At 38.4% G+C, this 24,466-nt stretch carries 14 protein-coding genes and 1 pseudogene; 9 read left to right on the forward strand and 6 right to left on the reverse strand.

All coding sequences use genetic code 11. The features are described 5' to 3' along the window. Positions 1-107 precede the first annotated feature (107 nt). From AC1F2U_RS15855 to AC1F2U_RS15875, 5 genes and pseudogenes are all read left to right on the forward strand, one after another. Positions 108-4,814: a response regulator gene (locus tag AC1F2U_RS15855; RefSeq protein ID WP_480261960.1), complete on the forward strand. Its 4,707-nt coding sequence runs from the start codon at positions 108-110 to the stop codon at positions 4,812-4,814. A 178-nt stretch (positions 4,815-4,992) separates the two neighbouring features. Next, positions 4,993-5,343, forward strand: a pseudogene (locus tag AC1F2U_RS15860) (Rab family GTPase); the annotation flags it as partial. A 5-nt stretch (positions 5,344-5,348) separates the two neighbouring features. Continuing rightward, positions 5,349-5,852 (forward strand): hypothetical protein, encoded by a 504-nt coding sequence (locus AC1F2U_RS15865; RefSeq protein WP_480261961.1) that lies wholly within the window; start codon positions 5,349-5,351, stop codon positions 5,850-5,852. Continuing rightward, on the forward strand, positions 5,849-6,229 hold the full coding sequence (locus AC1F2U_RS15870; RefSeq protein WP_480261962.1) for a PAS domain-containing protein: 381 nt from the start codon (positions 5,849-5,851) through the stop codon (positions 6,227-6,229). Before AC1F2U_RS15865 ends, AC1F2U_RS15870 begins: the two co-directional genes overlap by 4 nt. Next, on the forward strand, positions 6,207-6,548 hold the full coding sequence (locus AC1F2U_RS15875; RefSeq protein ID WP_480261963.1) for an Hpt domain-containing protein: 342 nt from the start codon (positions 6,207-6,209) through the stop codon (positions 6,546-6,548). The genes AC1F2U_RS15870 and AC1F2U_RS15875 overlap by 23 nt, the downstream gene beginning before the upstream one ends. A gap of 18 nt (positions 6,549-6,566) precedes the next feature. Here the strand turns inward: AC1F2U_RS15875 and AC1F2U_RS15880 are convergent, their stop codons facing one another. Then, positions 6,567-6,998 carry an ATP-binding protein gene (locus AC1F2U_RS15880; protein ID WP_480261964.1) on the reverse strand — a complete coding sequence of 144 codons (432 nt, stop codon included), beginning with the start codon at positions 6,996-6,998 and terminating at the stop codon, positions 6,567-6,569. A 150-nt stretch (positions 6,999-7,148) separates the two neighbouring features. Between AC1F2U_RS15880 and AC1F2U_RS15885 the strand changes: the two genes are divergently transcribed. Continuing rightward, complete coding sequence (locus tag AC1F2U_RS15885) at positions 7,149-8,339, forward strand: PP2C family protein-serine/threonine phosphatase (protein ID WP_480261965.1); 1,191 nt, start codon at positions 7,149-7,151, stop codon at positions 8,337-8,339. Positions 8,340-8,381: 42 nt separating this feature from the next. On the opposite strand, the gene AC1F2U_RS15890 is transcribed toward AC1F2U_RS15885, so the two are convergent. From AC1F2U_RS15890 to AC1F2U_RS15905, 4 genes are all read right to left on the reverse strand, one after another. Beyond that, positions 8,382-8,708, reverse strand: a complete 327-nt coding sequence (locus AC1F2U_RS15890) for an STAS domain-containing protein (protein ID WP_099099412.1) — start codon at positions 8,706-8,708, stop codon at positions 8,382-8,384. Between the two features lie 76 nt (positions 8,709-8,784). After that, complete coding sequence (locus AC1F2U_RS15895; protein ID WP_480261966.1) at positions 8,785-9,492, reverse strand: PIG-L deacetylase family protein; 708 nt, start codon at positions 9,490-9,492, stop codon at positions 8,785-8,787. A 73-nt stretch (positions 9,493-9,565) separates the two neighbouring features. Continuing rightward, entirely contained in the window at positions 9,566-11,560 is a 1,995-nt protein-coding gene (locus AC1F2U_RS15900) for a glycosyltransferase (RefSeq protein ID WP_480261967.1), read from the reverse strand. Between the two features lie 454 nt (positions 11,561-12,014). Next, positions 12,015-14,843 (reverse strand): DUF3131 domain-containing protein, encoded by a 2,829-nt coding sequence (locus AC1F2U_RS15905; RefSeq protein WP_480261968.1) that lies wholly within the window; start codon positions 14,841-14,843, stop codon positions 12,015-12,017. Positions 14,844-15,279: 436 nt separating this feature from the next. On the opposite strand from AC1F2U_RS15905, the gene AC1F2U_RS15910 reads away from it, so the two are divergent. From AC1F2U_RS15910 to AC1F2U_RS15920, 3 genes are all read left to right on the forward strand, one after another. Then, on the forward strand, positions 15,280-19,227 hold the full coding sequence (locus AC1F2U_RS15910; protein WP_480261969.1) for a hypothetical protein: 3,948 nt from the start codon (positions 15,280-15,282) through the stop codon (positions 19,225-19,227). Between the two features lies 1 nt (position 19,228). Continuing rightward, positions 19,229-21,556: a hypothetical protein gene (locus AC1F2U_RS15915; RefSeq protein ID WP_480261970.1), complete on the forward strand. Its 2,328-nt coding sequence runs from the start codon at positions 19,229-19,231 to the stop codon at positions 21,554-21,556. 688 nt (positions 21,557-22,244) lie between these two features. Then, the gene (locus tag AC1F2U_RS15920) at positions 22,245-23,516 is read left to right on the forward strand and encodes a hypothetical protein (RefSeq protein WP_480261971.1); all 1,272 of its coding nucleotides are present in this window, start codon (positions 22,245-22,247) and stop codon (positions 23,514-23,516) included. Positions 23,517-23,546: 30 nt separating this feature from the next. Here the strand turns inward: AC1F2U_RS15920 and AC1F2U_RS15925 are convergent, their stop codons facing one another. After that, the gene (locus AC1F2U_RS15925) at positions 23,547-24,224 is read right to left on the reverse strand and encodes an S-layer homology domain-containing protein (protein WP_480261972.1); all 678 of its coding nucleotides are present in this window, start codon (positions 24,222-24,224) and stop codon (positions 23,547-23,549) included. Positions 24,225-24,466 lie beyond the last annotated feature (242 nt).

Here is a 24,466-nt window from a genome sequence, read left to right on the forward strand (position 1 = left end):
GACTATCAAAGTATTCTTAATTTTAACTTCTAACTTCTAACTCCTGGATTCTGAATTCATAATTCTGAAGTCTGTTTTTAATATCCAAAATGGTATAAGGCTGGAGAATGAAAGCACCATTACCTGATAACGAAACACAGCGAATCGAATCTCTTTTGCAGTATAAAGTACTCGACACTCCTTCGGAAACAGCCTTTGATGACCTCACCCGTTTAGCCTCGTATATTTGTGGAACTCCCATTGCCTTAATCAGTTTAATTGATACTAATCGTCAGTGGTTCAAGTCAAAAGTTGGTTTGGATGCCCAACAAACACCCCGCGACTTGGCATTCTGCGCCCATGCTATTCTGCAACCTGAAGTTTTTGTTGTACCTAATGCCACAGAAGATGAAAGGTTTGCGACAAACCCGTTAGTCACTTCTGACCCAAATATTCGGTTTTATGCTGGGGTACCGCTGACTAACCCTGAAGGATATGCACTAGGAACACTTTGCGTAATCGATCGTGTACCAAGAAACCTCTCTCCAGAACAACTTGAAGCATTACGAATTATTGGTCGCCAGGTAATTAAACAACTAGAAATGCGCCGCAGTTTAGCAAGTTTGGTATTGGCAAATAATACACGCAAACAGTCTCAGAAGACACGCAAACAATTTTTTCAAAGGATAGCCGGAGGGTTTGGGTTAGCATCGGCAGTTTTAGTTTTGATTGGCGTGATTTCTTTTCAAAACACACACAGGTTGATTGATACGAATAATCAGGTACAACAAACCCAAGAGAAAATCAATAAACTAGAAGAATTACTGTCCGAGATGAAAGATGCTGAGACTGGACAACGCGGTTACATCCTCACTGGACAAGAAAGTTATCTAGAACCCTATCAAGCAGTAGTTGGAAACATCGATCGCAAAATTGTAGAACTGAAAGATTTAATCGCAGATCGACCTAACCAACAAAAGCAGTTCGCAACTCTTGAATCTCTGATAGTTGCAAAACTTGCCATACTCAAGCAGACTATATACCTGCGTCAAAATCAGGGATTTGAGGCGGCGTTGCAGGTAATCCAGACAAATCAAGGAAAACATCTCATGGATGATATCCGCAAGATCGTCCATGAGATAGAAAATCAGGATAGAGGGTTGCTTCAACACCAGTCACAAGCTGCAAAAGCCAGTGCTAACAACACAGTTTTAACACTGGCGATCGCTATTTGTTTAAGTTTTTTGATTCTGGCCATAGTCTACTACTTTATTTACCGTGAAGCAAAAGAGCGGAAATTAACAGAAGAAATACTGAATCAAGAACGCAATTTTATTTCAGCAGTCCTTAATACAACCAGCGCTTTGGTAATAGTTCTTGACCCGAAAGGGCAAATCATTCGCTTCAATCAAGCTTGCGAACAAATTACTGGTTACTCATTTGATGAGGTGAAAGGAAGGCATTTCTGGAACCTGTTTCTACTTCCCGAACAGGTAGAGCCGGTTAAAGCAGTTTTTGAGCAGTTGCTATCTGGTGAAGCGCCCAAAGAATACGAAAACTATTGGGTAACTAAGGATGGCAGCCGACGGCTCATTTCTTGGACTAACACTACCTTGCAAGACTATGAGGGGCACGTTGAATACATTGTTGCTACAGGTATTGACATCAGCGATGTCTTTGAGGAACTTCGCTTACGCAAACGAACTGAACAGCATTTGAAAGCAGAGTATGTTACAACTCGTGTCTTGGCAGAGTCAACCACAATCAATGAAGCCATGCCCCAAATCTTGCAAGGAATCTGCGAAAGTTTGGGATGGGATTTAAGTGAATTTTGGATGGTAGATCGGCGATCAAATCTACTGTATTTGCTAAATTCATGGTATAAAATCTCCTTCGAGATGCAAGAATTTGACATTCTCAGTCACCAGACCATGTTTGCACCAGGAATTGGGCTGCCTGGTCGTGTCTGGGCTAGTCTTGAACCTGTTTGGATCGCTGATGTCGTTAAAGATCGGAGTTTCATTCGCTCTCAAATCGCTGCCGAAGCAAAACTGCACGGAGCTTTTGGTTTTCCGATCTGTAGTGGTAAAACAATCATCGGTGTGATTACCTGCTTGAGCCATGAAATCCAGCAAGCTGACCCAAATTTGGCAAAAGTTATGAATTCTATTGGTGAGCAAGTAGGGCAGTTTATTGAGCGCAAGCAGGCAGAAGAACAACTCCAACGCCAAAACTTGCGATCGCAACTATTTACTGAAATCACCCTCAAAATTCGTCAGTCTTTGCAAATCAAAGAAATTCTCCAAATCACTGTCACCGAGGTTCAAAAAATTCTCCGTAGCGACCGAGTTTTGATTTATCAGCCTTTGGCTGATGGCTCTGGAGCTACCGTGGTTGAGGCAGTAATTTCTGGCTGGCTAGCAATTAAAGAGAAAGAGCTAGTCAATGCTTACTTTCAAGCCGAATACATCCAGCAGTACTATCTACAGCAGTACCGTCAAAAACCGAGTCTGGGGCTTGCTAACTTAGATATAGCTGAAGTCCAAAAAAACCATCTCGAATTACTGCAACAATTTGGAGTCCAGTGTAATTTAGTCATACCCATTCTTGTCAAAGAAGAACTCTGCGGTTTGGTGATTGTCCATCAGTGCGGCAGTTCCCGCCAATGGTCTAGCTTTGAAACTCATCTTTTACGGCAAATAGCTGACCAAGTAGGTATTGCCTTAGCCCAAGCCCAAATGTTAGATGCAGAAACTCAACAACGACGAGAACTCGAAATTGCTCGTCAGCAAGCTGAATTAGCCTCCCAAACCAAAAGTGCTTTTTTGGCCAACATGAGCCATGAAATTCGGACTCCCATGAATGCTGTGCTGGGGATGACAAGCTTAATGTTAGAAACTCCCCTAAATTCCGAGCAGCGGGATTTTATGGAAACAATTCGCATTAGTGGCGATGCTCTCTTAAGCCTGATCAACGAAATTTTGGATCTTTCCAAACTAGAGGCTGGGGAAATGGCACTAGAAACTCTAGATTTTGACTTATCTACCTGTGTAGAAGAAGTATTGGAATTATTGGCTCCCTCTGCCCATCATAAGGGATTAGAAATTGCAGGATTAATTTACAGCAACGTCCCCACCCATCTCCAAGGCGATGCTGGCCGCATACGGCAAATTCTCATGAACCTGATTAGCAATGCGATCAAGTTCACCAGCAAGGGTGAGGTAGTATTACGAGCAGAATTGCGATCGCTTTCCTCGACTACAGCCACCATCTATTTTGCGATCGTAGATACCGGTCTTGGCATTACCCCTGAAGATCAATCCAAACTCTTTAAGCCATTTACCCAAGTAGATGCTTCCACCACCCGTAAATATGGCGGCACAGGTTTAGGATTAGCCATCTGCAAGCAACTGGTAAGCTTGATGGGAGGAGAAATGGGCGTAGAAAGTCGTTTGGGGAAAGGATCTAAGTTTTGGTTTGAAATAACTCTCGCCAAGCAACTCGATCCTATTTCTTTAGAAGGCGAACGCGAACTTTTGCTCAATCGGCGCTTGTTAGTAGTGGATGATAATGCTACTAATCGTAAAATTATCTACCATCAAGCTACCCGTTGGGGGATGCTGGTGGATCAAGCTGCTTCGACTACTACTGCCCTGAAAGCTATTCAGGAAGCCGCCAAGCAAAAAAATTTCTATGACATAGCTGTGATTGATATGCAGATGCCAGAAATAGATGGCATGACTTTAGGAGAACAAATTAAAGCAAATTCAGCGATCGCTGGGCTACCTTTAATTATGCTTACCTCTACTAATCAACGCGATGAAATCCAACGAGCGCTAAAAATAGGATTTGCGGCTTATTTAGTCAAACCTATTAAGCCGTCCCGGCTCCTCGATACGATCGTGACTATTTTAGGAACGCAGCCAGAAGAAGAGTCAGAAGTCATAATTCAGGAATTAGAAGTCAGAGATCGGGATTTAAAACTGAAAAATTCTGAAAACAACCGCAACTATTATTCACCTGACTCTCCCAAACTTAGAATTCTCTTAGCTGAAGATAATTTGGTGAATCAGAAAGTTGCTTTGAAGCAACTCCAAAGTCTGGGTTATAGCGCTGATGTTGCTGGTAATGGTAAAGAAGTTTTACAGTTATTAGAAAAAATTCCCTACGATTTAATTCTGATGGATTGCCAAATGCCAGTTCTCGATGGTTTAGAAACCACAAAAGAAATTCATCGTTGGCAAGAAAACCACTTTGCTAGTGGTTATCGTCCGGTGGTAATTGCAATGACAGCTAATGCCATGAAAGAAGACCAGCAAATGTGTCTAGATGCCGGAATGGATGACTATTTGAGCAAGCCAGTAATCAAAGAAAAATTGGCGGGAGCGCTAGAGCGTTGGGGAAATGCGATCTTCGAGGCAAAAGAAACAACTGCCACAGAACAAACTACGACAGATATCGGTGCAGTTAACCTTCCAATTGATTGGGAACGTTTGCACCAACTCTCAGAAAACAACCCAGAATTTGAATTGGAACTACTGCAAATATTTGTTGAGGATATTCAACCTCGTCTAGAGTTAATTAAAATAGCGATCGCAGCTCATGACTTTGAGCAAATAATACTCCAAGGTCATCAAATTAAAGGTTCTAGTGCCAATATGGGAGTTACAACCATGCATCTGGCAGCAGAAAAACTAGAACAACTAGCTTATAAGCAAGAGCGTCGGGGTTCTAGTAACTTAATCGTAGAGTTAGAAGACTTTATTAAACGCATCCAAGAGTTTTTGAACTGTAAAGATAGTAACGCCACAACCTTCAATAATAATATTTATTAACAAAGTAACTGGAGCATTTTTCCTGAGTAAGTTATGAAAAACACTTATTTTACATTTCTCATTACTCATTTCCTATTTTACAGATATAAATTGTAACCGATTGGGAATAATAACAAAGTATATTCGGTGAGTTAGCTGCATCATCAGCTAAGAAGAAAAAGACCCAGATTTTGAACAAAACTTACAGTTAATAATTTGGGATATTGAAGGTAGTAATAAGTTTAAAGCAGTTGCTAAAAGTTATTTTCAAGGTTCTAAAGGTGCTGTGATAGTCGGCGATGTGACACAAGCAGAAACGCTCAATCATATCCATGAGCATATTCAAACTTTTTTAGCTGTTAATCCTAACAGCTATATTGTTGTTGCACTGAACAAATCAGATATGATTGCAGCCGAATATTTAGAAAAAATTCGGCAAATGCATCAATTTACTAATCAAGCTAATATATTAGACACTTATGTAACCTCAGCTAAAACTGGTAATAATGTTGATAAAATATTTCAAGATTTAGCCACTCGTTTAATTTAAGTAAGATGAATTCATTTTTTACAAACCTATTAGCTGTATGTGGTATTGAATATTTGATAATTGATGAAAACTTTAAGATTTTAAAGATGTCTTTGGGATTAAATCATTTTGCCGATCTTCCTAATGAAGTAAATCTAGGTCAGGATGTTCGGATTGTGTTTCCAGAATTAGAGGGACTGGAAGATGTTTTTGATGCAATTCTCCAGGGAAAACAAGATAATTTTGAATTAAAAGGAATTAGGCGATCGCAAGATACGCCTTCTCCTTTATATATTGATATTCGTATTACTAATAACCTCCAAGAAGACCATTCTAGGAATCGACTAACCATTGTTATCGAAGATACGACAGAACGAATGGTGCTTGAGCAATCTTTATTTCAAGGTGCAAATGAAGCAAATCTTTTATTACGTAATTTAAAGGCTTCTAAACAATATATTGACCAAATTGTGACATCAATGGCGGATGCCTTGTTAGTGACAACGCTATCAGGCGAGATAAAAAAATGAATTATGCCGCACAAATCTTATTGCAATACAACGAAATAGAACTTATCGGTCAACCGATCGCAAAAGTTATTGGAGAAGCCAATAAATATCCATTGATAATTGATGATATTGATATATCCCACAGTCAAGACATAAATTTTTTAGTAAAAGAAGTAGAAACCGTTTGTTATACCAAAAGTGGTAAAACAATTCCCATAGCTTTTTCATCCTCAATTGTAAAGACAGAAATTGAACATTTTCAAGGTTATGTTTACATTTTGCGAGACATGACTGAACGAAAGCAGGCAGAACTTGCTAAACAGGAATTCTTAGCGATGATTAGCCATGAAGTTCGGACTCCCATCGCATCGGTAATTGGTATGGCCGGTCTCAATTGATTGGGAACGCTTGCATCAACTTTCAGAAAATAACCCAGAATTTGAATTAGAACTACTACAAATATTTGTTGAAGATATTCAACCTCGTCTAGAGGTCATTAAAATAGCGATCGCAGATCGTGACTTTGGGCAAATAGCGCTCCAAGGGCATCAAATTAAAGGTGCTAGCGCCAATATGGGAGTTACAACCATGCATCTTGCAGCAGAAAAACTAGAACAATTAGCGATAGACCAAGAGCGTCGAGGTACTATTAACTTAATCGTAGAGTTAGAAGACTTTATTAAACGCATCCAAGAGTTTTTAATCAGGAGTCAATAGTCAGTATCTCCCCACTTTCTACTCCGATCCTTTTTTGTAAGATTTACTAATAAATAAACAGTAACGATTATCTCCTGTCGGCTCATAACTCAACTTGTCGGCAATAGCAAACATGATTTTTAAACCCCGCCCGCGCTCTCGATTGTTATCCTCAAATTCAGATGCTTGGTGCAATTGCTGTTCTAAGTTAAATGGTTTGCCTTGAGACCAGATGCGAATTTCTATATATTCATCTAACCGCACAGCTTCCATCTCAATTGGAGTTTCAATAGGTAAATTTTTGTGGGCGTGTTCAACAATGTTAGTAAAGCCTTCCATCATCAGCGTTTGACATTGCCACCAAATTTCTTTATCCGGAATAGGTGGTTGATTCATCTGCTCGAACCAAGACAAAACTTGAGGTGAAGCTATCAAATCTGTGTTGACTTTGAGATAAATTTTATTATTCACTTCTTAACTAATAAAATATCGTGGAATCATCATATTCGTTAATTAGTTTATTTAATTTGAGTATTTTTACTATACATTAAAAACTAAATTGCATATAACTTAAATTAAAGCAACTATTTATCAATCATTTTACTTAGTAAACTGTAATTTATGTTTAAAATTCTGGTTATTGATGATGATCCGACAGTGCGAGCAGTACTGAAAAGCACACTCCAAAGGCAGGGTTATGAGACTACTGTAGCTAGCAATGGTGAAGAAGGAATTATCCAAGCACAACTGCTACATCCTGCCCTGATTATCTGTGATTGGATGATGTCACAGGTAGATGGGCTAGAAGTGTGTCGTCGAATTAGAACCGATCCAGAGTTGGCAACTACTTTTTTTATTCTATTGACAGCTAGGGGAGCCGCTCGAGGAGAGGAGGAAGATAGAGTTAGAGGACTTGATGCTGGAGCAGATGAGTTTATCTCCAAACCAATAGAGATAAATGAATTGAAAGCACGGGTAAGAGCAGGACTAAGGTTACACCAGCTAAATCAGAATTTACAAAGTCAAAAGCAAGCTTTGGAGACACTAAATCAGGATTTGCAAACTCAAAAGCAAATTTTGGAAGCAGAATTGGCTGAGGCCGCTGATTATGTGCGATCGCTTTTACCTTTACCGCTTGTAGGATCGGTAACTACAGAAAATCTGTTTATTCCCTCAGCACAGCTAGGAGGCGATTGCTTCGACCATTATTGGATTGACGAGGATCATTTGGCAATTTATTTGTTGGATGTATCTGGTCATGGAGTGGGTTCAGCTCTCCTATCAGTATCCGTACAAAATGTTTTGCGATCGCAATCTCTACCAAACACTAACTTTTGTCAACCAAGTGAAGTCCTAAAAGCTCTCAATCATGCCTTCCAAATGAGTAAGCACGGTGATAAATACTTTACAATCTGGTATGGAGTTTATCACCGCCTTAAACGTCAACTCATTTATGCCAACGCCGGACATCCACCAGCTTTACTGTTATCTAATACCTCCACAAATAATATCGAAGTTAAACAGCTAACTTCTTTAGATTTACCAATTGGCTTTTTGCCTGAAATTCAATTTGAGGATGCAGTTTTGGAAGTCGAAGAAAACAGCACTTTATATATTTTTAGTGATGGTGCTTATGAAATTAATCAACCAGATGGTAAAATCTGGGGGATCGATGCTTTCATTGAATTACTAACCAAATATAGTCAAAAACATACTTGCAACCTCAATCAAGTATTAGCAAAGATTCTCACCTTAAATGCTCAAGACAATCTTGATGATGACTTATCTTTAGTAAAAGTTAAGTTTGGTTAGAATAGTCAAATATGCATAGTTAAGTTTGGATTTGATTATAGCTTATTGTGTTGCCAATATTTGGCGGTGAAATTCATCTTTGTCAGCAAAAGTTTGAAAAATTCTATCCATTTTAGTCAGTTCAAACAACATCCTGACTTGATCGCTTATCGAACAAACAAACAGTTTAGCATTCGCAGTTCGCACCATTTGCATCGCTGATACTAAAGCACCTAAACCAGAGCTATCAATAAACTTGACTTCTTTCATATCGATCAACAAAATATCGGCTCCGTTTGCTAGCATCCCTCTAACTTCACGACGTAGTTCGTTACCTCTAATACCATCTAAAATTCCCGATATCTCTAGTACTTTTACACTCAAATTCATGGTTTTGTTTCCCTATTATGTAGTTATATTTTGGCATTTACTTCATGCAAACTGCAAGAGGTATCTACAATTATTTTTATTTTAATACTTGCTGATTACTATTATTTGCTATAGCAGTAAAAAAGCTAGCGTCAACCCATTGCCGAGAAATTTCAAAAGCTTCAAAATAGCCATCTTTTTGACCTAACTCTCGTGCCCAAAAACGAGACAAAATAAGTATGGCATCAAGCTGCATAAATGCTTTATTTAACTCTGATTCATAACAACCGATGGCTGCGACTTTTTCCTCAATTACAGAGGTAATATCTACAAAAAAGTTGGGTTCAAAACCGCGCAAAAAAACAGGTGGTGCTGAATACCATAAAGGTATATTTTTGCGGGTAGCAACATTAGAAACTGCGATCGCACACACTTCATGATCTCTATGCCCATATTTTTCCGGTTGTGGTGCGTGAGTAATAATCAGATCCGGTTGCCAACGCCCAAGAGCTTCTTCAGTAACTTTAATCACTGCTTGTGTGGAGAAATTGCACTCCTCAAGTGCATGAAACTCGTAAGTTGCACCGATGATTTTGCCAGCTGCATCTGCTTCTTGATGACGTGTACCCTTTACAGGCGAACTAGAAAGACCACCATCAGTCAAAATTAAGCAACGAACATTCCATCCTGCCTTAGACATCAGACTGAGAGTACCAGCAGCAGGTAGAACTTCATCATCAGCATGAGCATAAATTGTTAAGACAGTTCGCTGACCAAAGTTTTTTGAGTCTGAATGAGTGTTCATAGCTGTTTTTTTCTGTGCTGGATTTATAAGTCAGTAGTCATTCTTTCTTCTGCTCACTCCTCTTACTTAACTTTTAAACCTCTTTTGGAGGCTGCCAAACAGATGCGCGAATGATCGCCCACAAAAGTAATAAATTATAGATAGCCCATGCACCATTGAGCAGGTGAACATCAGGATTATTTAGATGGCCGATAGCGAATTGGTAAAGGCTCCATAACATCCCCAAGATGGTAAGGATAAAAACAACCAACTGCGGCCAAACAAGCCGGAGATAAATCCCGGATTGCCGCTGCTTAGGCGTGACTTGGAAATTGAGTTTTTGTCCTGTGAATACACTCCATACAGCTTGGATTAATAAGGGGAATAAAGCGATCGCATATTGTTCGGAACGCCAAACTTCTCTAGCTGGAATGCCCCAAGTAGCTGTAAGGAAAGTCAGACGGTTAATAATAAAAGCTGGGAAAAAGTGTATGGCAAAGTCAGACCCGTAGGTTTTAACTGGAACAATGTCCGTAAAAAAATAGATAATTGGACAAGAAATAAAAACCAGAGTTGCAAAACCAGAGAAATAACTATACATCGTCTTGAAATATTGCAACCTTTGCCAAAAGGTTAGCCCTGATTTTGTCAGTGGATTTTCCCTCATTAGCACTTGGATAGTTCCTTGTGCCCAGCGTAGCCGCTGTTTAAGAGTAGAACTCAGATCGTCTGGGGCTAAACCTTCTGCCAAAAGTTCATTGTGGTAAATAGATTTCCAGCCAGCACTATGCAGACGCATGGCTGTATTCATATCTTCCGTAATGCTATTACTAGATACCCCACCAACTAAATCAAATTCATCTAAACGTTTTTCATCTTTGGCAAATTCATCAGCAAAATTTTGTAGTCCGACACTAACTAATGCTTCACGTCTGAGAATGGCATTTGTGCCCGTATAAAACGCAGCATTCATGCCATCTTTACCTTGTTGAAGTGGCCCGTAAAATAAATTTGCTCGATGCCCAAAAGGATCGCCTGGAGGAATATTGTAAAAATCCTGGCGGGTCTGTACAAAAGCAATTTGATTCTGGTCGTATTTTCCGATTAAAAGATTATAGGTGTAGAAATAAGGCAGAACTCGCTTGAGAAAATTTCGCTTGGGAATGTGGTCAGCATCTAGAGTTACAATAAAATTTCCTGACGTTTCTCCAGAAAAAATTGCATAATTGATGTTGCCTGCTTTCGCATGATGTGCTACACCAGGCGTCTTCGGACGAGCAATGTAACGAAAACGAGCGAGTTCAACTAGTTCTAGTTCTTTTCTGTAAATAGCTTCTTCTAAAGCTTTCCGTTCAATAATTAGGCGATCGCGTAGCGTCTTTACAGTAAAATCGCTAATACTGGGATGAGTCGGAGGTAGCCAAAGAATCAGCGATCGCAAACTTTGCACAAATCCAGCCGCAGGCTGGTTCACCACTGATTCTGATGATGTTTGCAGCCATTTTTCGGCAGCTTGAGTATTAGGTGTCAGATTTTCCAGTTGCTTCAAACGCTCCAACAATTCAGCATGTTCTGCATCAATCCGTTCCGCTTCTAGCTGTAATTGTGGGGACTGCAAATCTTCAATACACAATCTTTCTGTCATCGCTCGCATATCAGCCGAGTTCCCATCATCCAGCACATAAACGCGTAACTTGATGGGCGGATAATCCATTGCTAAGGCAGCTTTGGCAGTTTCTTCGACAATTTCCGGCGGCTCATTGTAGCAGGTTACAAATACATCCACTGTTGGCCAGTCGGCTCTGGGTATGGGTGGGGTCATCTGGTCGAGAGACTTAATTTGTCTGACTAAAGGTCGCCACAACCCAATTACAAACATGACGCCACCGAAATAACTGTAAATCTCGGCTATCAGCAAAGGAATAGAAATCCAGAGGGCATCAAAATTGATCGAATGGGTGACGCGCCATTGCAAATACCAGATACCAAAAATTAAATTGATTTCTGCTAAATAACGAAATAACAGCGTTCTTTTTTTGAGTAATGAGCGGCTGTTACCAGGAAAGTTTGTCAGAGAAACTGAAGTCATGTTAGTACCGATAGTTAATGTATCTGCATCCCCATCAAAATAAGTATTCCCTAGTTAAATTTGCGACTAACAAATTTTCTCGATCGCTCCAAAATTGGCGTTGCTGATTGAGCTACAAATCAAGATTTAGAGACATAGCACTGCTACACCTCTACAAGGATTTTGGATTACTAGGACTTATGCAAAACTACATACTGTAGGGGCAATTTTATGAACATTGGTGTCAACCTAAGCCGAAACTTTTTTAAAACCTCGTTTCCAGCCAGAGGCTGGAAATGCACTTCAATTGCGGCTCTGCCGCCAGCAAGGCAGGCGGAGCCTCTAGGACGGCATTCCTAGTCGGAGACTGGGAACGAGACAATATCTAAAAGCTTGTTCTAAGATGGCTTTCACGTTAAGTTGACACGTATGTTTTATGAATTGCCCCTACCTGAAAATCAGGGTTTTGGTTATGTTATTTTGTGCCAGTTACTAGATGAGTCTTTTCATTATTTGAAACCCAGTAACTTCCAGAACTATCAGAAGTTAACTTAGTTTGTTGTGTGGCGCTGTTTGGTAGACCTCGCCCAGAATTTCCCTTGCTAACTGTCTGCCACCAAAGGGAGTTCATAGTGGCCGGACGAATTAAGGGTTGTCGATTTGTCAGATTGTATAGCAAGGATTGCAAAATCATACTGTTGGTGCTGCTGGTGAAACCAACTGCTGTTTTGCCAGTGGTTTCGTAGAAGCCCTCATAAAATCCAACTAATGGATTATATAAGTCAGTCGTTCCTTCCTGTAACTGTTGACTATACTTATTGTCTGGAAGCAGGGCATGATAGGCAAAAGCGACTGCTGTACTTACCAATCGCCCTTTTGGTACTGGTTGACCGTCATCTCCTAAAGCTACCCAAGACTCCCCTTGTCCAGTAATTGTACTGTGGACAGTGTAAGGTTTACGATCGATTAAGGTGGTAGCTGAGGCTGTGAGAGTACCGGTGCGACGGTAACGTTCAGCTTGTGCTTGAAAAATTGGTTCAAAGAGCGATCGCATTTTTGGATCTAGTCCAAACTCTAATCCATAGAGTACAAAAGGATTGCTAACTGTGTATTGGTTAACTTTGGAATTAGTATCTGTGCGATGGCGTTGAATTGGGACTTTCAATCCCTCCACTGACGCAGTTTGATATTCACCCCCAACAGCAGAACGATCGAGATTAAACCCCCATAATTGAAAAGCACGAGCGGCATATTCCTCATAACCCAAGCGGATTTCTGGGTTAACGCGGGTGAGATATCGCCCATCTTCCTCTTTGGTAACGGTGGCACTAGAAAGAATACCTTCGCGCACCACACGCAAGTATGACCAATCCAAGACAATTTTATCTACAGCAGCCGTGTATTCTGGATGACAGCTTTTTAAGTTGTAAAGCGCTGCCAGCATTCTACCCAAATCTAAAGCTGACCAACCGTTTCCTTCGGGAACTGGATTACCACCATAATCGACTGGTTGGAGCGATCGCGTATCATAACTCCGACTTGGCAATTCACCTGCAAATAACGGTAACTTTGTCAAAGCTCCTAAGAGATGGCGGGTGCGCCGATCAAATTCTTTGGGGGTAATTGTATCGAGCGATCGCGCTGCATGGAGTGCTGCGAGATAATCTCCCAATCCCCAGAGGGTTGCACCTTTAAAATCACTGCGATCGTCTATCAGCCCACTCTTGGGGTGATAATTCGCTTGAAAGTATCGCCAAGCCGCCTCTGCATAGCGCCGTTCAACAGGCGTTAGCGATCGATCTAGTTTCAGTTTAGATGATGGCTGAGGACTATCCACTGGTGGAATTGGTGCAACAGCTACTTCTGTAGGTTTAGAAGTTGCGATCGGAGTCGTAACAGTAGAATTCGGTTGATTTACAGGGATTGCGATCGGAGTCGTAACAGTAGAATTCGATTGATTTGCAGGGGTTGCTGAAGAAGCATTTTCACTAGGCTTGCTAGTAGGCACACTCGCAGAAGTGGAAGCAATTAACGGGTGATTTCCCCTAGCTTTATAGTATAAAATCTCTAAAATTAACCCATTCGTATTACCTGTCAAAGCTTTGTTGGGTTGTTTTGATTCTTCATAGATCCCAGCATAGTAACCGCTATCATCAGGACTGCGGAGATCCTTGACTGCATCAAAAACTTTTTGGGCATAAGCATTATCTGGAAACAGATAGCGCCAGCCAAAAGCAGCTTTTGTACTGAGGCTGCGAAACTGTGGGTAAGGTTGATTGGTATCGGTAATAGTTGCCCAATTTGTACCGTTGGCGTAAACGGTGTTGTAGAGAAAATAAGGTGCTTGATCGATATTATCTTCTGTCACCGCAGTTAACTGACCTGTAGTATCAAAACGCCGTTTTTGTACGTCTAGAACCCTAGCAGCAAAATCAGCTAACTCACCCTGCAAGCCAAATTCAATCCCATCAAGGATATAAGACTCACTCACAACATAATTATTAGCGTTGGTGGTTTGAAAGTCACGCGTATCAACAGGGATTTGCACACCATTAACTTCGACCAATTTAAACGGTTCTAAAGCAATGGCCTTGGATGCAGAAAAACCCCAAAGTTGATAACCCCTAGCGGCGTATTCTTCGTAGCCGAGTCGTCCTTCTTGCACCAGTAACGTTTTGTTGTCTGGGAGAACAGTAGCACCATAAAGTTGTTCATCTTTGAGCGATCGCGCCACCTGCCACTTCGCTATAATTCCTTTGAGCCAGTCATTATATTGAGGATGGCAGGTACGGATGACATCAAACGCAGCCAATATTCGCCCAACATCCAAAGCAGACCAGCCAAGACCACGCTCCAGCGGATTGTTACCATAATCAACCATCTGTGCAGTGGCTGCGTTATAGACTTTATTTGGTAAGGCATCTTCAAATAACTTCAGACTGCTAAGAGTCGTCAAAAACTTATTGAGGCGGGAATCAAAGTCTGCTTGATCGGTAAGGTTCAACCATCGTGCAGCATTCAATGCCATCAGGTAGTTACCCATATCCCAGAGTGTACCCGAAGGATAACCCCCAGTAGAATTGGTAAATCCCGTTGCTGGCTGATAATTTTTGACAAAATACTGCCAAGCAGCACGAGCATAAGTTTGTTCTTCAGATGTAAGCGGGGTTGTAATATTGCTACAGCTATTGGAATTTTGAGATAAGACTGGTGTCGGGATGTAAAACAAAAATTGCAGAAATGCCCCAATTAAGAACAATGCAATCCATCTCAACAGCTTTTGTTGAGGGGGTTTGTATATCATAATGCAAAGAAAGAGTTAGGACTTAGCAACGTCATAGCACATCTGTACAGCTATATTCATAAATAGAGATGTATTGAATGAGTCAAGTAGCGCTAGTAAATGATATTCGGAAAAATTCTGGAAATCAGGGTGAATTATACGGAAATTTTCTATACTGTTTCCTTAAATGGGGACTGTATACGGAAGAAGTTTGTATTTTGCCCATAAAGAGATTTTATAGAGAAAATTTATTTCTTCTATATATATGACGAATTGGGTAAATAAACGGGCAATTTTTGGTATAATTCCAGCATTTAATAATACTTATACAAATATAGTCGGTGCAGACCGACTTTGCCTTGATAACAGCGATTTAAACTGTCCTTGGCTAAAGATTTGTCAGTCAACCAAGCTCAGGGGTTTTATGTACTTACTCTAGATAAAGTGATGGCATATAATGCACAAGCAAAAAGACTCTCCTAGCCAGCAGTTAGAATCAGCTCGTTCCAAAATTCTTAATTCCTACCTTACAACAATTGAAGATAGTTTTCGAGAAAACCGTTCCCAACTCAAACTCATCAATTATGGTACAGGGTCAGGAAAAACTCACCAATTGTTTCAAGCAATATATAAAACGATTGAAGATCATCCAAATATTCAAATAATAGGCATATATGTTGCCCCATTGAGAGAACATTTATGTGTTCCAACTCCAGTTGCAAGCCAATACCCAGATATTCCCGTCTATAAACTAAATTCATTAGAAATGAAAACGGCGGATGAATTTATCAAAAAATACAAAGAATGGATACCTTCAATCCTAAATAACACAAATTTCTGGAAGATTGATTCAAAAGTCTATCCTCATGAAAAGGTTCAGGAAAGCCGTCAAAAACTTGAGAAAATAAAAGATGTCATAAACCGCATTGAATTCGTAAAAAAGACAGGTTTTGGGGATGATAAATTTAATGATTCTGAGGAGAATAAAGCAAAGCAGGATCTGAATAATCTATTTGAAAGTTTTTTAGAATTCCTCATTAAATGTAAATTGGATCAAGAAAGTTGGCCAAATGAATGTTTAGAGTTGATTAAAATCTTTTTTCCTCTGCATCTCCTGCGAGAGAAATCTGGTATTTTGATGCTCACTTATGATAAATTTGAAACGTCTATTCCATACTTTAAGCATAATGAGAAAACATGGATAAAGAAAAGCAGCCATCTTGATAAATACGTTATTCAGCAAACAAACAACTCCATAAAGTTTATCCTTGCCTTTGATGAGCAGGAAGATGGCTATCAAATTATGCTAGATAAGAAGATTGATATCATCTCCCCTCAAATGCTGGCAATCAATAATGCACTCTCATCTATCAATAGGGAATTTTCTATTCTCTTTTCAACCCAAAACAATGAAAACAGAGGATTCCTAAATTTTATTGAGAAAAACAAGGGAGCTTTACACGAATTTAAAGAACATTTTGAAAAAGGCAAACCTCTTGAAGTAAAACTGCAAAAGTATGCAGACATATATCAAAAGCTTATTTTTGATGAAGGGAACTCTATCAATTTTTTGGAACAGGTAATAACGATTAAAAAAGGACTTGAGAACTCACTGAAAGAAATTATTGGGCTTTTTGATGATTATGATGAAGAGAATCCCATTGTATTGGATTTTGAAATGTTATCCAGAGTTTTTTCAAAATTCGAGAATAATAGAAGTTTGTTGATTCCTCAGAAGCTTTACAACAAAATCAGTGATGAGTTGATGAATATTTTTTCATATAATAACCTATACATCTACAACATCGAACCTCTAAAAAAATTATTTTTAACCAGACCTTCCGGTGGGCACGTTCGTATCACTGAGGAAAAAGTTTCAGATAATACCTCTGTAGCAGAATTGATTTATGCAATTCTGGTTGTTCGATCGCAAATCAAACCCATTAAAGATTTCCTGGCTAATGTTCTGAATGCTGAGGATTCTCAATCCCGTTCTTTAGATATTTGGTCAAAACAGATAGCCAGAGTTCAAAAAGCGAGTGAAGAAAGCATATCGCAAAATCAACTGCTCAAATACTTAAACCGTGCCTATGTCTATGAAAGCTATAAGTCTATCATAAATATTAAAGAAATTTCTCGTTATCAAAATTCCAAAAATGATCTGATTGCTGACCAGCTTAGAGAAGTTTCTATTGGTAGTACTGCTATATTAACTTCGCCTGAACAGAAGATAAATTCCATGCTAGGTAATAACGGCAATGTGATTTTTATTATTTCAGCAACAGGGGGAATTATTGGTGATTTAAGCACAAGTTATGATATGCGTTATTTAGAAGATAATTTGCGTAATGAATCTGGTCAAAGTTCCTTTAAGGAAATGGTTGAAGAAGAAGTCTTGCTTTGTGAAGAAATCAGAGATCAGCGTGAGGCAAAGCGACAGATTACAGTAAATTTTTTCAGCGAGAATTTATTATCTTTCCCAAATAACAAAACTCAAGAAGTTGCAGAACGATTTGAAAAAAAGATTTTAAAAGATTTTATCGATGATTGTAAGAATGATAGTACTTGGTTGGGTAGTTATAAAATACAAGAATTAAACAATTTTATTCGTTTCTTGTTTTACCTTTTTGAAGATGATTCAGTTCAAGAAACCATTGCTTTTACACAAACCCTACGTTGGATTAAAAAGTTGATGAACTTTTGGGATAAAGTTCATAATACTAATTTTGTATTTGAGAAATCACTAAAGCATCCAAACATATATTATGTTAATTTGAAGCCTCAAAAAGATCAGAGTAATATTCGGATTAAAATCATTTTATATGAGGCATCCTTCAATAGTCTTTACTCCGATAAAACAACTCAAAAAACATATTTGGATGAGCTTGTTGAAGAAGAAAGTCATAAAATTTTCTTTATATCGGCTTATCAGTCAGCTTCAAAAGGATTAAACCCTATCATAAGGAACCAGAATGGTGATGAAAAAGATTTCGACTCTTTGGTTTTGTTAATGGATAGTTATTATACAGTAATGAAACCATCACTTAAGAAGCCAATAGATTCTGAAAAATCTACTACACTTTACCATTTTGCATTGATGAAAAGTATTGTAAATTTGGGTGAATCTAATATTGAAATCAAAGATTTCAACAAATACCTGAGCCAATCGGAAGCTGGAGCATTTCGAGAGCAGCAACACCAAATCTTATTAGGCAAAGAAGTTTTACAAGCTATCGGTAGATCAGAGAGACGTGATTTTCCAAACCAAGTGGTAAAGATTTTTGTTAATGAAGAAACTCGAAAAAATTTAGTGAATTTTTACAGATACTTGGAGCGGGAAGAGTCCAATGAAATTCGTAAATTTTCCGTTAACAACCACAAAGTTTACTTAAGTGTTCAAGAGGAAGAGAAGAAACGAGCGATTAATGATTATGATGAGCATGTCTATCATGAGATTAATGCTTCTCTGCATTTCCAAACTTTTAGAGAAAAAATGTTAGATGAGATTGATAATTTTCACCAAGATAAAAATGCCTTTGCCATCACAAAAATGTGGAATGCTTTACGCGATCCAGTTGTTTTTAAAGAGCCAGACAGGTATCTGAAAAAGTTGCGAGAGTTAAAACTATTTCCTGATGATTTTATTGAGTCATTATTTTATCATAACCCGGAACAACCTGAGTTTACCCCATATTTAGCTTCAGAGGAGGAAGACGGCAAAAAGTTCCAGATTATCAGCGATAGCATCAATGGTGAAAAAATCTATCCTTACCAGAAGCGGTTATATCCTGAATATCTAAAAACAAATGCCCAAGGCTATGACTTGGAAGGCAATGAAATTGGATCGCTAGATCCTTCGACTGATTTAATCTATAAATTATACAACAAGTTGATTCCACAACCAGAAGTTTTTAATACTTATATTCCGCGTCCACATTTCTTTTATGATGTGTTGTATCCATCACTAACTGAAAATTTTACAGAACGCTGGATTAAAGATGTAGTTTTCAAAGGCAAAGAGTGGAAAGCCATAAAAGTCATTTATCGTTTTGAGCAATTGCTAGATTTTAAAAAATATAACAAGCTGTATGAGCGGTTTGATTTGTACTATATCAAGGACAATACGCTATTTTGTATTGATGTTAAGGCATGGAGTATAGCTTCGGGAAATCGCCTTTCAAACAAAACACTGGAAAAAAGCCAAACCAAGCTAAATGCCATTGTTTCAGACTATCCAGAATTTAGCGCTGTGAGAGGGTTACTTCTAAATTTGCACGCAACCCAAGAAAAAAGTCACCAATACTCACCAACATTATTTTCTGGAAATTTGATTTACTTTGATAGCCAAAGTTTCCTCGTTGAATCCAATATACTCAAAGACTTTTTGTTCCCCAAGGAGAAATAAAATGAAAGATAAAATGACTAAAGCATTATCAGATAAATCACGAACAAACCAGCTAAAGATATTAGATAAACTAGAAGATGTTGCTGAAAAAGTTGTCCAATATCTCTTGAAAAAGGGTAAAGGTATTGATCATTTTGTTCTTAAAAAACAGCCTGATGAAGATAAGTATTCCGAAGATGAGGATTCACGGGCTACTTTCTATAAGAAACAGCATAGATTAATTAAAAATCAGATCCAAGAACGGCTTTATGAATATGGCGAAAAACGTCAAAAGTCAGATATTCAGTATTTCCTCTCATACGCTGATGGGCAAAAGTATGTGTTTTTTTTATCCCCTATTTTATCCCATAATAAAAGTCATTCGGGGTGGAAACAGTTATTTCCTAATAATCGAGAAATAATTTTAAATTTGGTTTTTAAATTTTATATTCTTTCTCAAGGCTTATCTGTTGAGACAATGAATGGTTTTGAAGAATTACTCTTAGTTCATTCCAAAAATATAACCAAATCGAAAGTTGCTCTTGTGGTGTGGGGACAGAATTTGTTAATCAAATACAATCACCATAATGTACTAACATTAACCTTCTCTCGAAAAAAGCGACTATTATTACCAGAAGATCAGTACAGTACCATAGATAGTGACGATGTAGGAGAGTTGTTGGTCTATAACAAGAAGAGCTACTACTTTGAACGTGACCTCGATGCTCGTCGCAAAAATGATATTTATTTTATGCAATTTGGTAAAGATAACGAGAATTTTGACAACTTTAAAAAGACTCAGCTTTATCATTACCAAAACCTCATGACAAAACTTGAGGATTTTTTAAGTGAGTGTGGTATTGGCTTTAGACCCCTTCATTTTCAGGCTGATCACTACTTAGAAAACCCTTTTATCAAAAATATAGAATCTGTAGAATCATTAGAGATTATTAACAATACTGGAGTTGATCTGATTGAAGATGATCAACAATTTCTGAAAAATTTTATGAAACATCAAGGCGTATCTCTTCTCACATTTTATAATTCTGGGAAAACTGTTAGTACCTATGAAAAAGTAGAAGTTGAGGGTGAGGACGATGCTTGCTGGAAAATTACTGAAGTTGTTCCCTGGTTAGATATTGAACTGGATAAGGGAAAAAACTATTTAGTTCTCAATAAAGATTTGGAGGAAGAAGCGGGTTCAATGGCATACCAGAGAAATGATGAACTTTGGTATCCATCAACAAAAACAGATAATAGAGAGAAAGTTGATTTCTATTCACAGTTAAAGAAAAAATTTAACTATTTGGAGACAGGAGAGTTTTTTAGTACGCAGGGGATAAATATATCAGAATTTAGGGCTGTTGGAGATGTAAAATCTGCTTCTTGGTCGGTTCTCAATTATACAGATAAAAAAATTGATCGAGATATTCTGGGCTTGGATACGCAAACTTTTACAGATGGTAAATTCTTGGATGTTGAAGGTTCTATTTCCTGCTATTTAAGAGGACAGGAAGATAGTAAACAATGGGAAGATTTCCGCGAGAAACACAAGATAAAGATTTCACCTAAATTTCAGAAAGTATTGATTGAACTGGGAATTAAGAACTGGATCAGGCAAAGTCTTGTAAATCCCAACTTTGGCTTGTCTATTACTCCTCAATCATTTCCTGAAAAACAATTCTTTACTATATATGTGCGTAGCCCCCGAAAAAAGGAAGCTAAAGCGGTAGCAGTAAAATTCTTATATAAAGACGGTTGCATATATATTGAAAATATAATACGCGATATGAAACAGATTGAAAATAAATTTCCATTTTTAAGAAGGAAAAAAAACAAATCAGAAAAATTAATTGACGATCAACAATATTTTGTAGATGAATCTGAGCAGTTATATATTAGTTGTTATGCAGATGATTTGTATACACCAAGTTTAATTGGACGTAATGGTATTATTGAAGATATTGAAAATGGAAAACTAGAAATTAACCGACAAATTAAAGATGAGAATAGTAGTAGATTATTACCTTTGGTGTCATATTATAACGGTGAGGTTAAACCCATTAACCGAATCCAAAATATGATATGTTTTGATTTGGAGGAAGCAACATTTATTCAGTATTATGTTCCACTTGCAAAAAGTATTGATAGGATTATCAAGAGAGGGTTTAAAGTTTATCATTTGATTGGAAATACATATTCAAAAACGCAAATTCAGACAAATGAACTTATCGAGCATCCCATCACAGCTTTACATTTTAGTACACTAACTCAAAATATTTTAAAGATCAGTGATAATAGTCAATCATCCTTGCTACAAAAAGTGGCGAAGGTATTAATTGAAAATTGAGAAATAGTCTTATGTTGAATATCTGCGCATTTTTGCACCTGCTTATTTCGGAAACTGCACCGCAAACCCCGATTACAATCTAACGACAAAAGCTTAGAAGCTGAGAAATCAGCAATCTCTGGCATATTTAGGATTTATTGAAAGAGGTAGAACTAGCGATCGCTCATTTAACTAGTCATATAGTTTATTTATACTACTTTCAACACACATCTACTTACCACTTTGTCAAAAGTTATATGCATTTGCCCTGCCCCTAAATCATTACAAATAATTACGAACTGTAATTATTTGTAATTAACTATTTTAAATATTTCCACCGCAGAGATGCCACCTCTGCTGCCCAAGGTGAATATTGTAGATATCGCAGTAGCTACTCATTCTTCGGTAAGCACCATCGATAGGTTGTTAGTCCTAGTCCTGTAGAAAATCAAGATAGCGAAAATGGAAGTTGGAGCGATCGCAGCTAAAATACTCAAAAATATTTATTATACTAAACCGTTTAGTTTAAAATAGTCATTAGTTAATTTTTGACTTACCTAATGACTAATAATTTCTTGAGAAGTTAGGATGAAATCACAATCGAACTTTAGTTAAGATATTTCCTTACCAGGCAAATAAAAACATCAAACAGCAATGCCTCTTCCGTCGAATTTTACCAATTTATAGTAAATCTCACTTATCAAATCCCATGCCACATCGTCATTATCCTCCCGCTTACTTACGCTATCTTAAAGCCAGGTTATGGAATCTAGGGCGGCCTGGTTTTTGGGTAACTGCGATTTTTTTATCTGTAGTTGGGCTAGCAACCTGGGAATACTGGTCAAACCCAAATATTTTCGTTTATAAGCAAAAAAAACCAGTCGTTTTACAAAAGTCTGCTGATTCCTCCCTGTCAGAAGAAAATAAAGCTATTGCAGCAGATATTGATAACCTGCCAGCTTTATTTAATGACTTTGAGCAAGGAACTCTCTCATTAAACGCAAATGCGCCTGAAGACAAGACTGAGGCAAAAAAGAGCAAAGGCTTATTAGATGATGTAATTAACAAACAAAAGTCTGCTAATAATACCAAATTAAATCCTGGTTTAGGTGTTAACGGCGACACCTCCCCAACCGCGAAAAATCCCTTTGTCCAACAAACAGACAATTTATTACGTACTGGAACAGTTGATAGTAATAACCCGTTTCTAGGTCTTAAAACCTTTAATACGGCGTCTGAACCAACAGGAGCAGATCAAACATCTTCTAGCCTGGGTGTTGGATTCACTAATCAAACCAATAAGAATCAAAATTCTCTCTCTATCAACCCTCTGCAAGCAGCGCTCAATCAATCGACAAACCAGAAATTGTCTAGCTTCAATGGCAGCACTGCAACTCAGACAAATGCATTAGGGCAAGTCTCCGCTCCAGCAACAACCTTAATCCCACCCATCAATAGCTTAACCAGTCAGAATTCTCTACCAAACACTGGGTTAACTACTGGGACAGGCAACACATCAACGGGTACGAACTTACCACAAAATCCCTACAGAAATTTAAATAACGGTCAAGTAGTGCCTAATAATGGGTTAACTACGGGTACGAACTTACCGCAAAATCCCTACAATACTTACACTAATTTAAATAACGGTCAAGTAGTGCCTAATGTAGCACCAAGTAATACTGTACCTTACTCTAGCCAAAGTCCAAGTCAAAGTGTTGTCACACCCACAAACCCTGTAGGGTATGGGAATTATGGCTTGCAGCAACCGACCCAACTGCCACAAACTAATTATGGGAATTATGGTTTGCAGCAACCGACCCAAATACCACAAACTAATTATGGGAATAATGGCTTGCAACAACCGACCCAACTACCACAAACTAATTATGGGAATAATGTGTTGCAACAACCAACACAGTCTAATTCCGTATATCTTCGTCAACTTCGAGACAGGTATAGAAATCCGGGTCAAAACTGATTTTGAGTCCGTTGGCTTGATAAAGTTTAGCTAAGGAGATTGTGGGCTATTTGGAATTATCGGAACTTCTGGTGTTTCGGGTTGTTGCTGTTGTCGTTGCAAATATTTACTCAATACATAAGCCATATCCCCACGGGTTACAGGTTTTAATGGGGAAATATTGCCTTGAGCATCCGTATTCAGAAATCCCTCAGTCGCTACTGTCGCGATCGCTTTTCTAGCCCAAGTTGGGATAGATTTTTCATCTGGATGTGAAGCCAGAATTTCATTTACAGCGGCATCAGGAAATTGAAATACACCATAAGCCTGGGCGAAAATAGCCAGAGCTTCTGCCCTTGTCACCTTTTGGTTAGGAAAGAATTCATTACCCCGATAGCCTTTCATGATGTCAGTTTTTAGGACTGTCTGTATATCATTAAATGCCCAATAAGAACGAGGAACATCTGGAATAGTTAAATTTTCTTTGGTAACAGCTTCTCTTTTATCTAGGCGAAATGCTTTTACCATAATCGAGGCTAATTCTGCCCGACTCAATAACCTTTCTGGATAAAATTTGCCATCGGGAAAGTTTGTCATCCATTTGACAGCAGTTACCTGTTGAATGGAATCAGCTGGTATTTCAGAAGTAGATTCTGGTACTTGAGCAATTGCTGGCAAGCTTTGTAGGAGTGCCATTAAAGAGAGAGTAATTGAAAGCTGACGTATCATGATAACCACTTGTAGCTGCTAACGTGAATTCAAAAAACTACGTTACTGAGGTTAACGTAAAATTTAATCTCAGTTAATTAATGACGAATTTGGGCTAGGCGATGTTGCATAGCTACGTAATAGGCGAGCTGGTTTTCATCATCAAGGGAGTGGAAATCAGCAAAAACTTGTTTTTTCCTTTGATGTTTTGGCGTTATCCGCCCACTACTATGGACTATAGTCAGTTTTTCAGGAGTTTTGGG

Source organism: Nostoc sp. LEGE 12454 (assembly GCF_056620565.1).

Excerpts from the sequence above, each read along its gene's own strand:
- AC1F2U_RS15855 (WP_480261960.1), top strand. The coding sequence starts at position 108 with ATGAAAGCACCATTACCTGATAACGAAACACAGCGAATCGAATCTCTT.
- AC1F2U_RS15865 (WP_480261961.1), top strand. The coding sequence starts at position 5,349 with ATGAATTCATTTTTTACAAACCTATTAGCTGTATGTGGTATTGAATAT.
- AC1F2U_RS15870 (WP_480261962.1), top strand. The coding sequence starts at position 5,849 with ATGAATTATGCCGCACAAATCTTATTGCAATACAACGAAATAGAACTT.
- AC1F2U_RS15885 (WP_480261965.1), top strand. The coding sequence starts at position 7,149 with ATGTTTAAAATTCTGGTTATTGATGATGATCCGACAGTGCGAGCAGTA.
- AC1F2U_RS15890 (WP_099099412.1), bottom strand. The coding sequence starts at position 8,708 with ATGAATTTGAGTGTAAAAGTACTAGAGATATCGGGAATTTTAGATGGT.
- AC1F2U_RS15895 (WP_480261966.1), bottom strand. The coding sequence starts at position 9,492 with ATGAACACTCATTCAGACTCAAAAAACTTTGGTCAGCGAACTGTCTTA.
- AC1F2U_RS15900 (WP_480261967.1), bottom strand. The coding sequence starts at position 11,560 with ATGACTTCAGTTTCTCTGACAAACTTTCCTGGTAACAGCCGCTCATTA.
- AC1F2U_RS15905 (WP_480261968.1), bottom strand. The coding sequence starts at position 14,843 with ATGATATACAAACCCCCTCAACAAAAGCTGTTGAGATGGATTGCATTG.
- AC1F2U_RS15910 (WP_480261969.1), top strand. The coding sequence starts at position 15,280 with ATGCACAAGCAAAAAGACTCTCCTAGCCAGCAGTTAGAATCAGCTCGT.
- AC1F2U_RS15915 (WP_480261970.1), top strand. The coding sequence starts at position 19,229 with ATGAAAGATAAAATGACTAAAGCATTATCAGATAAATCACGAACAAAC.
- AC1F2U_RS15920 (WP_480261971.1), top strand. The coding sequence starts at position 22,245 with ATGCCACATCGTCATTATCCTCCCGCTTACTTACGCTATCTTAAAGCC.
- AC1F2U_RS15925 (WP_480261972.1), bottom strand. The coding sequence starts at position 24,224 with ATGATACGTCAGCTTTCAATTACTCTCTCTTTAATGGCACTCCTACAA.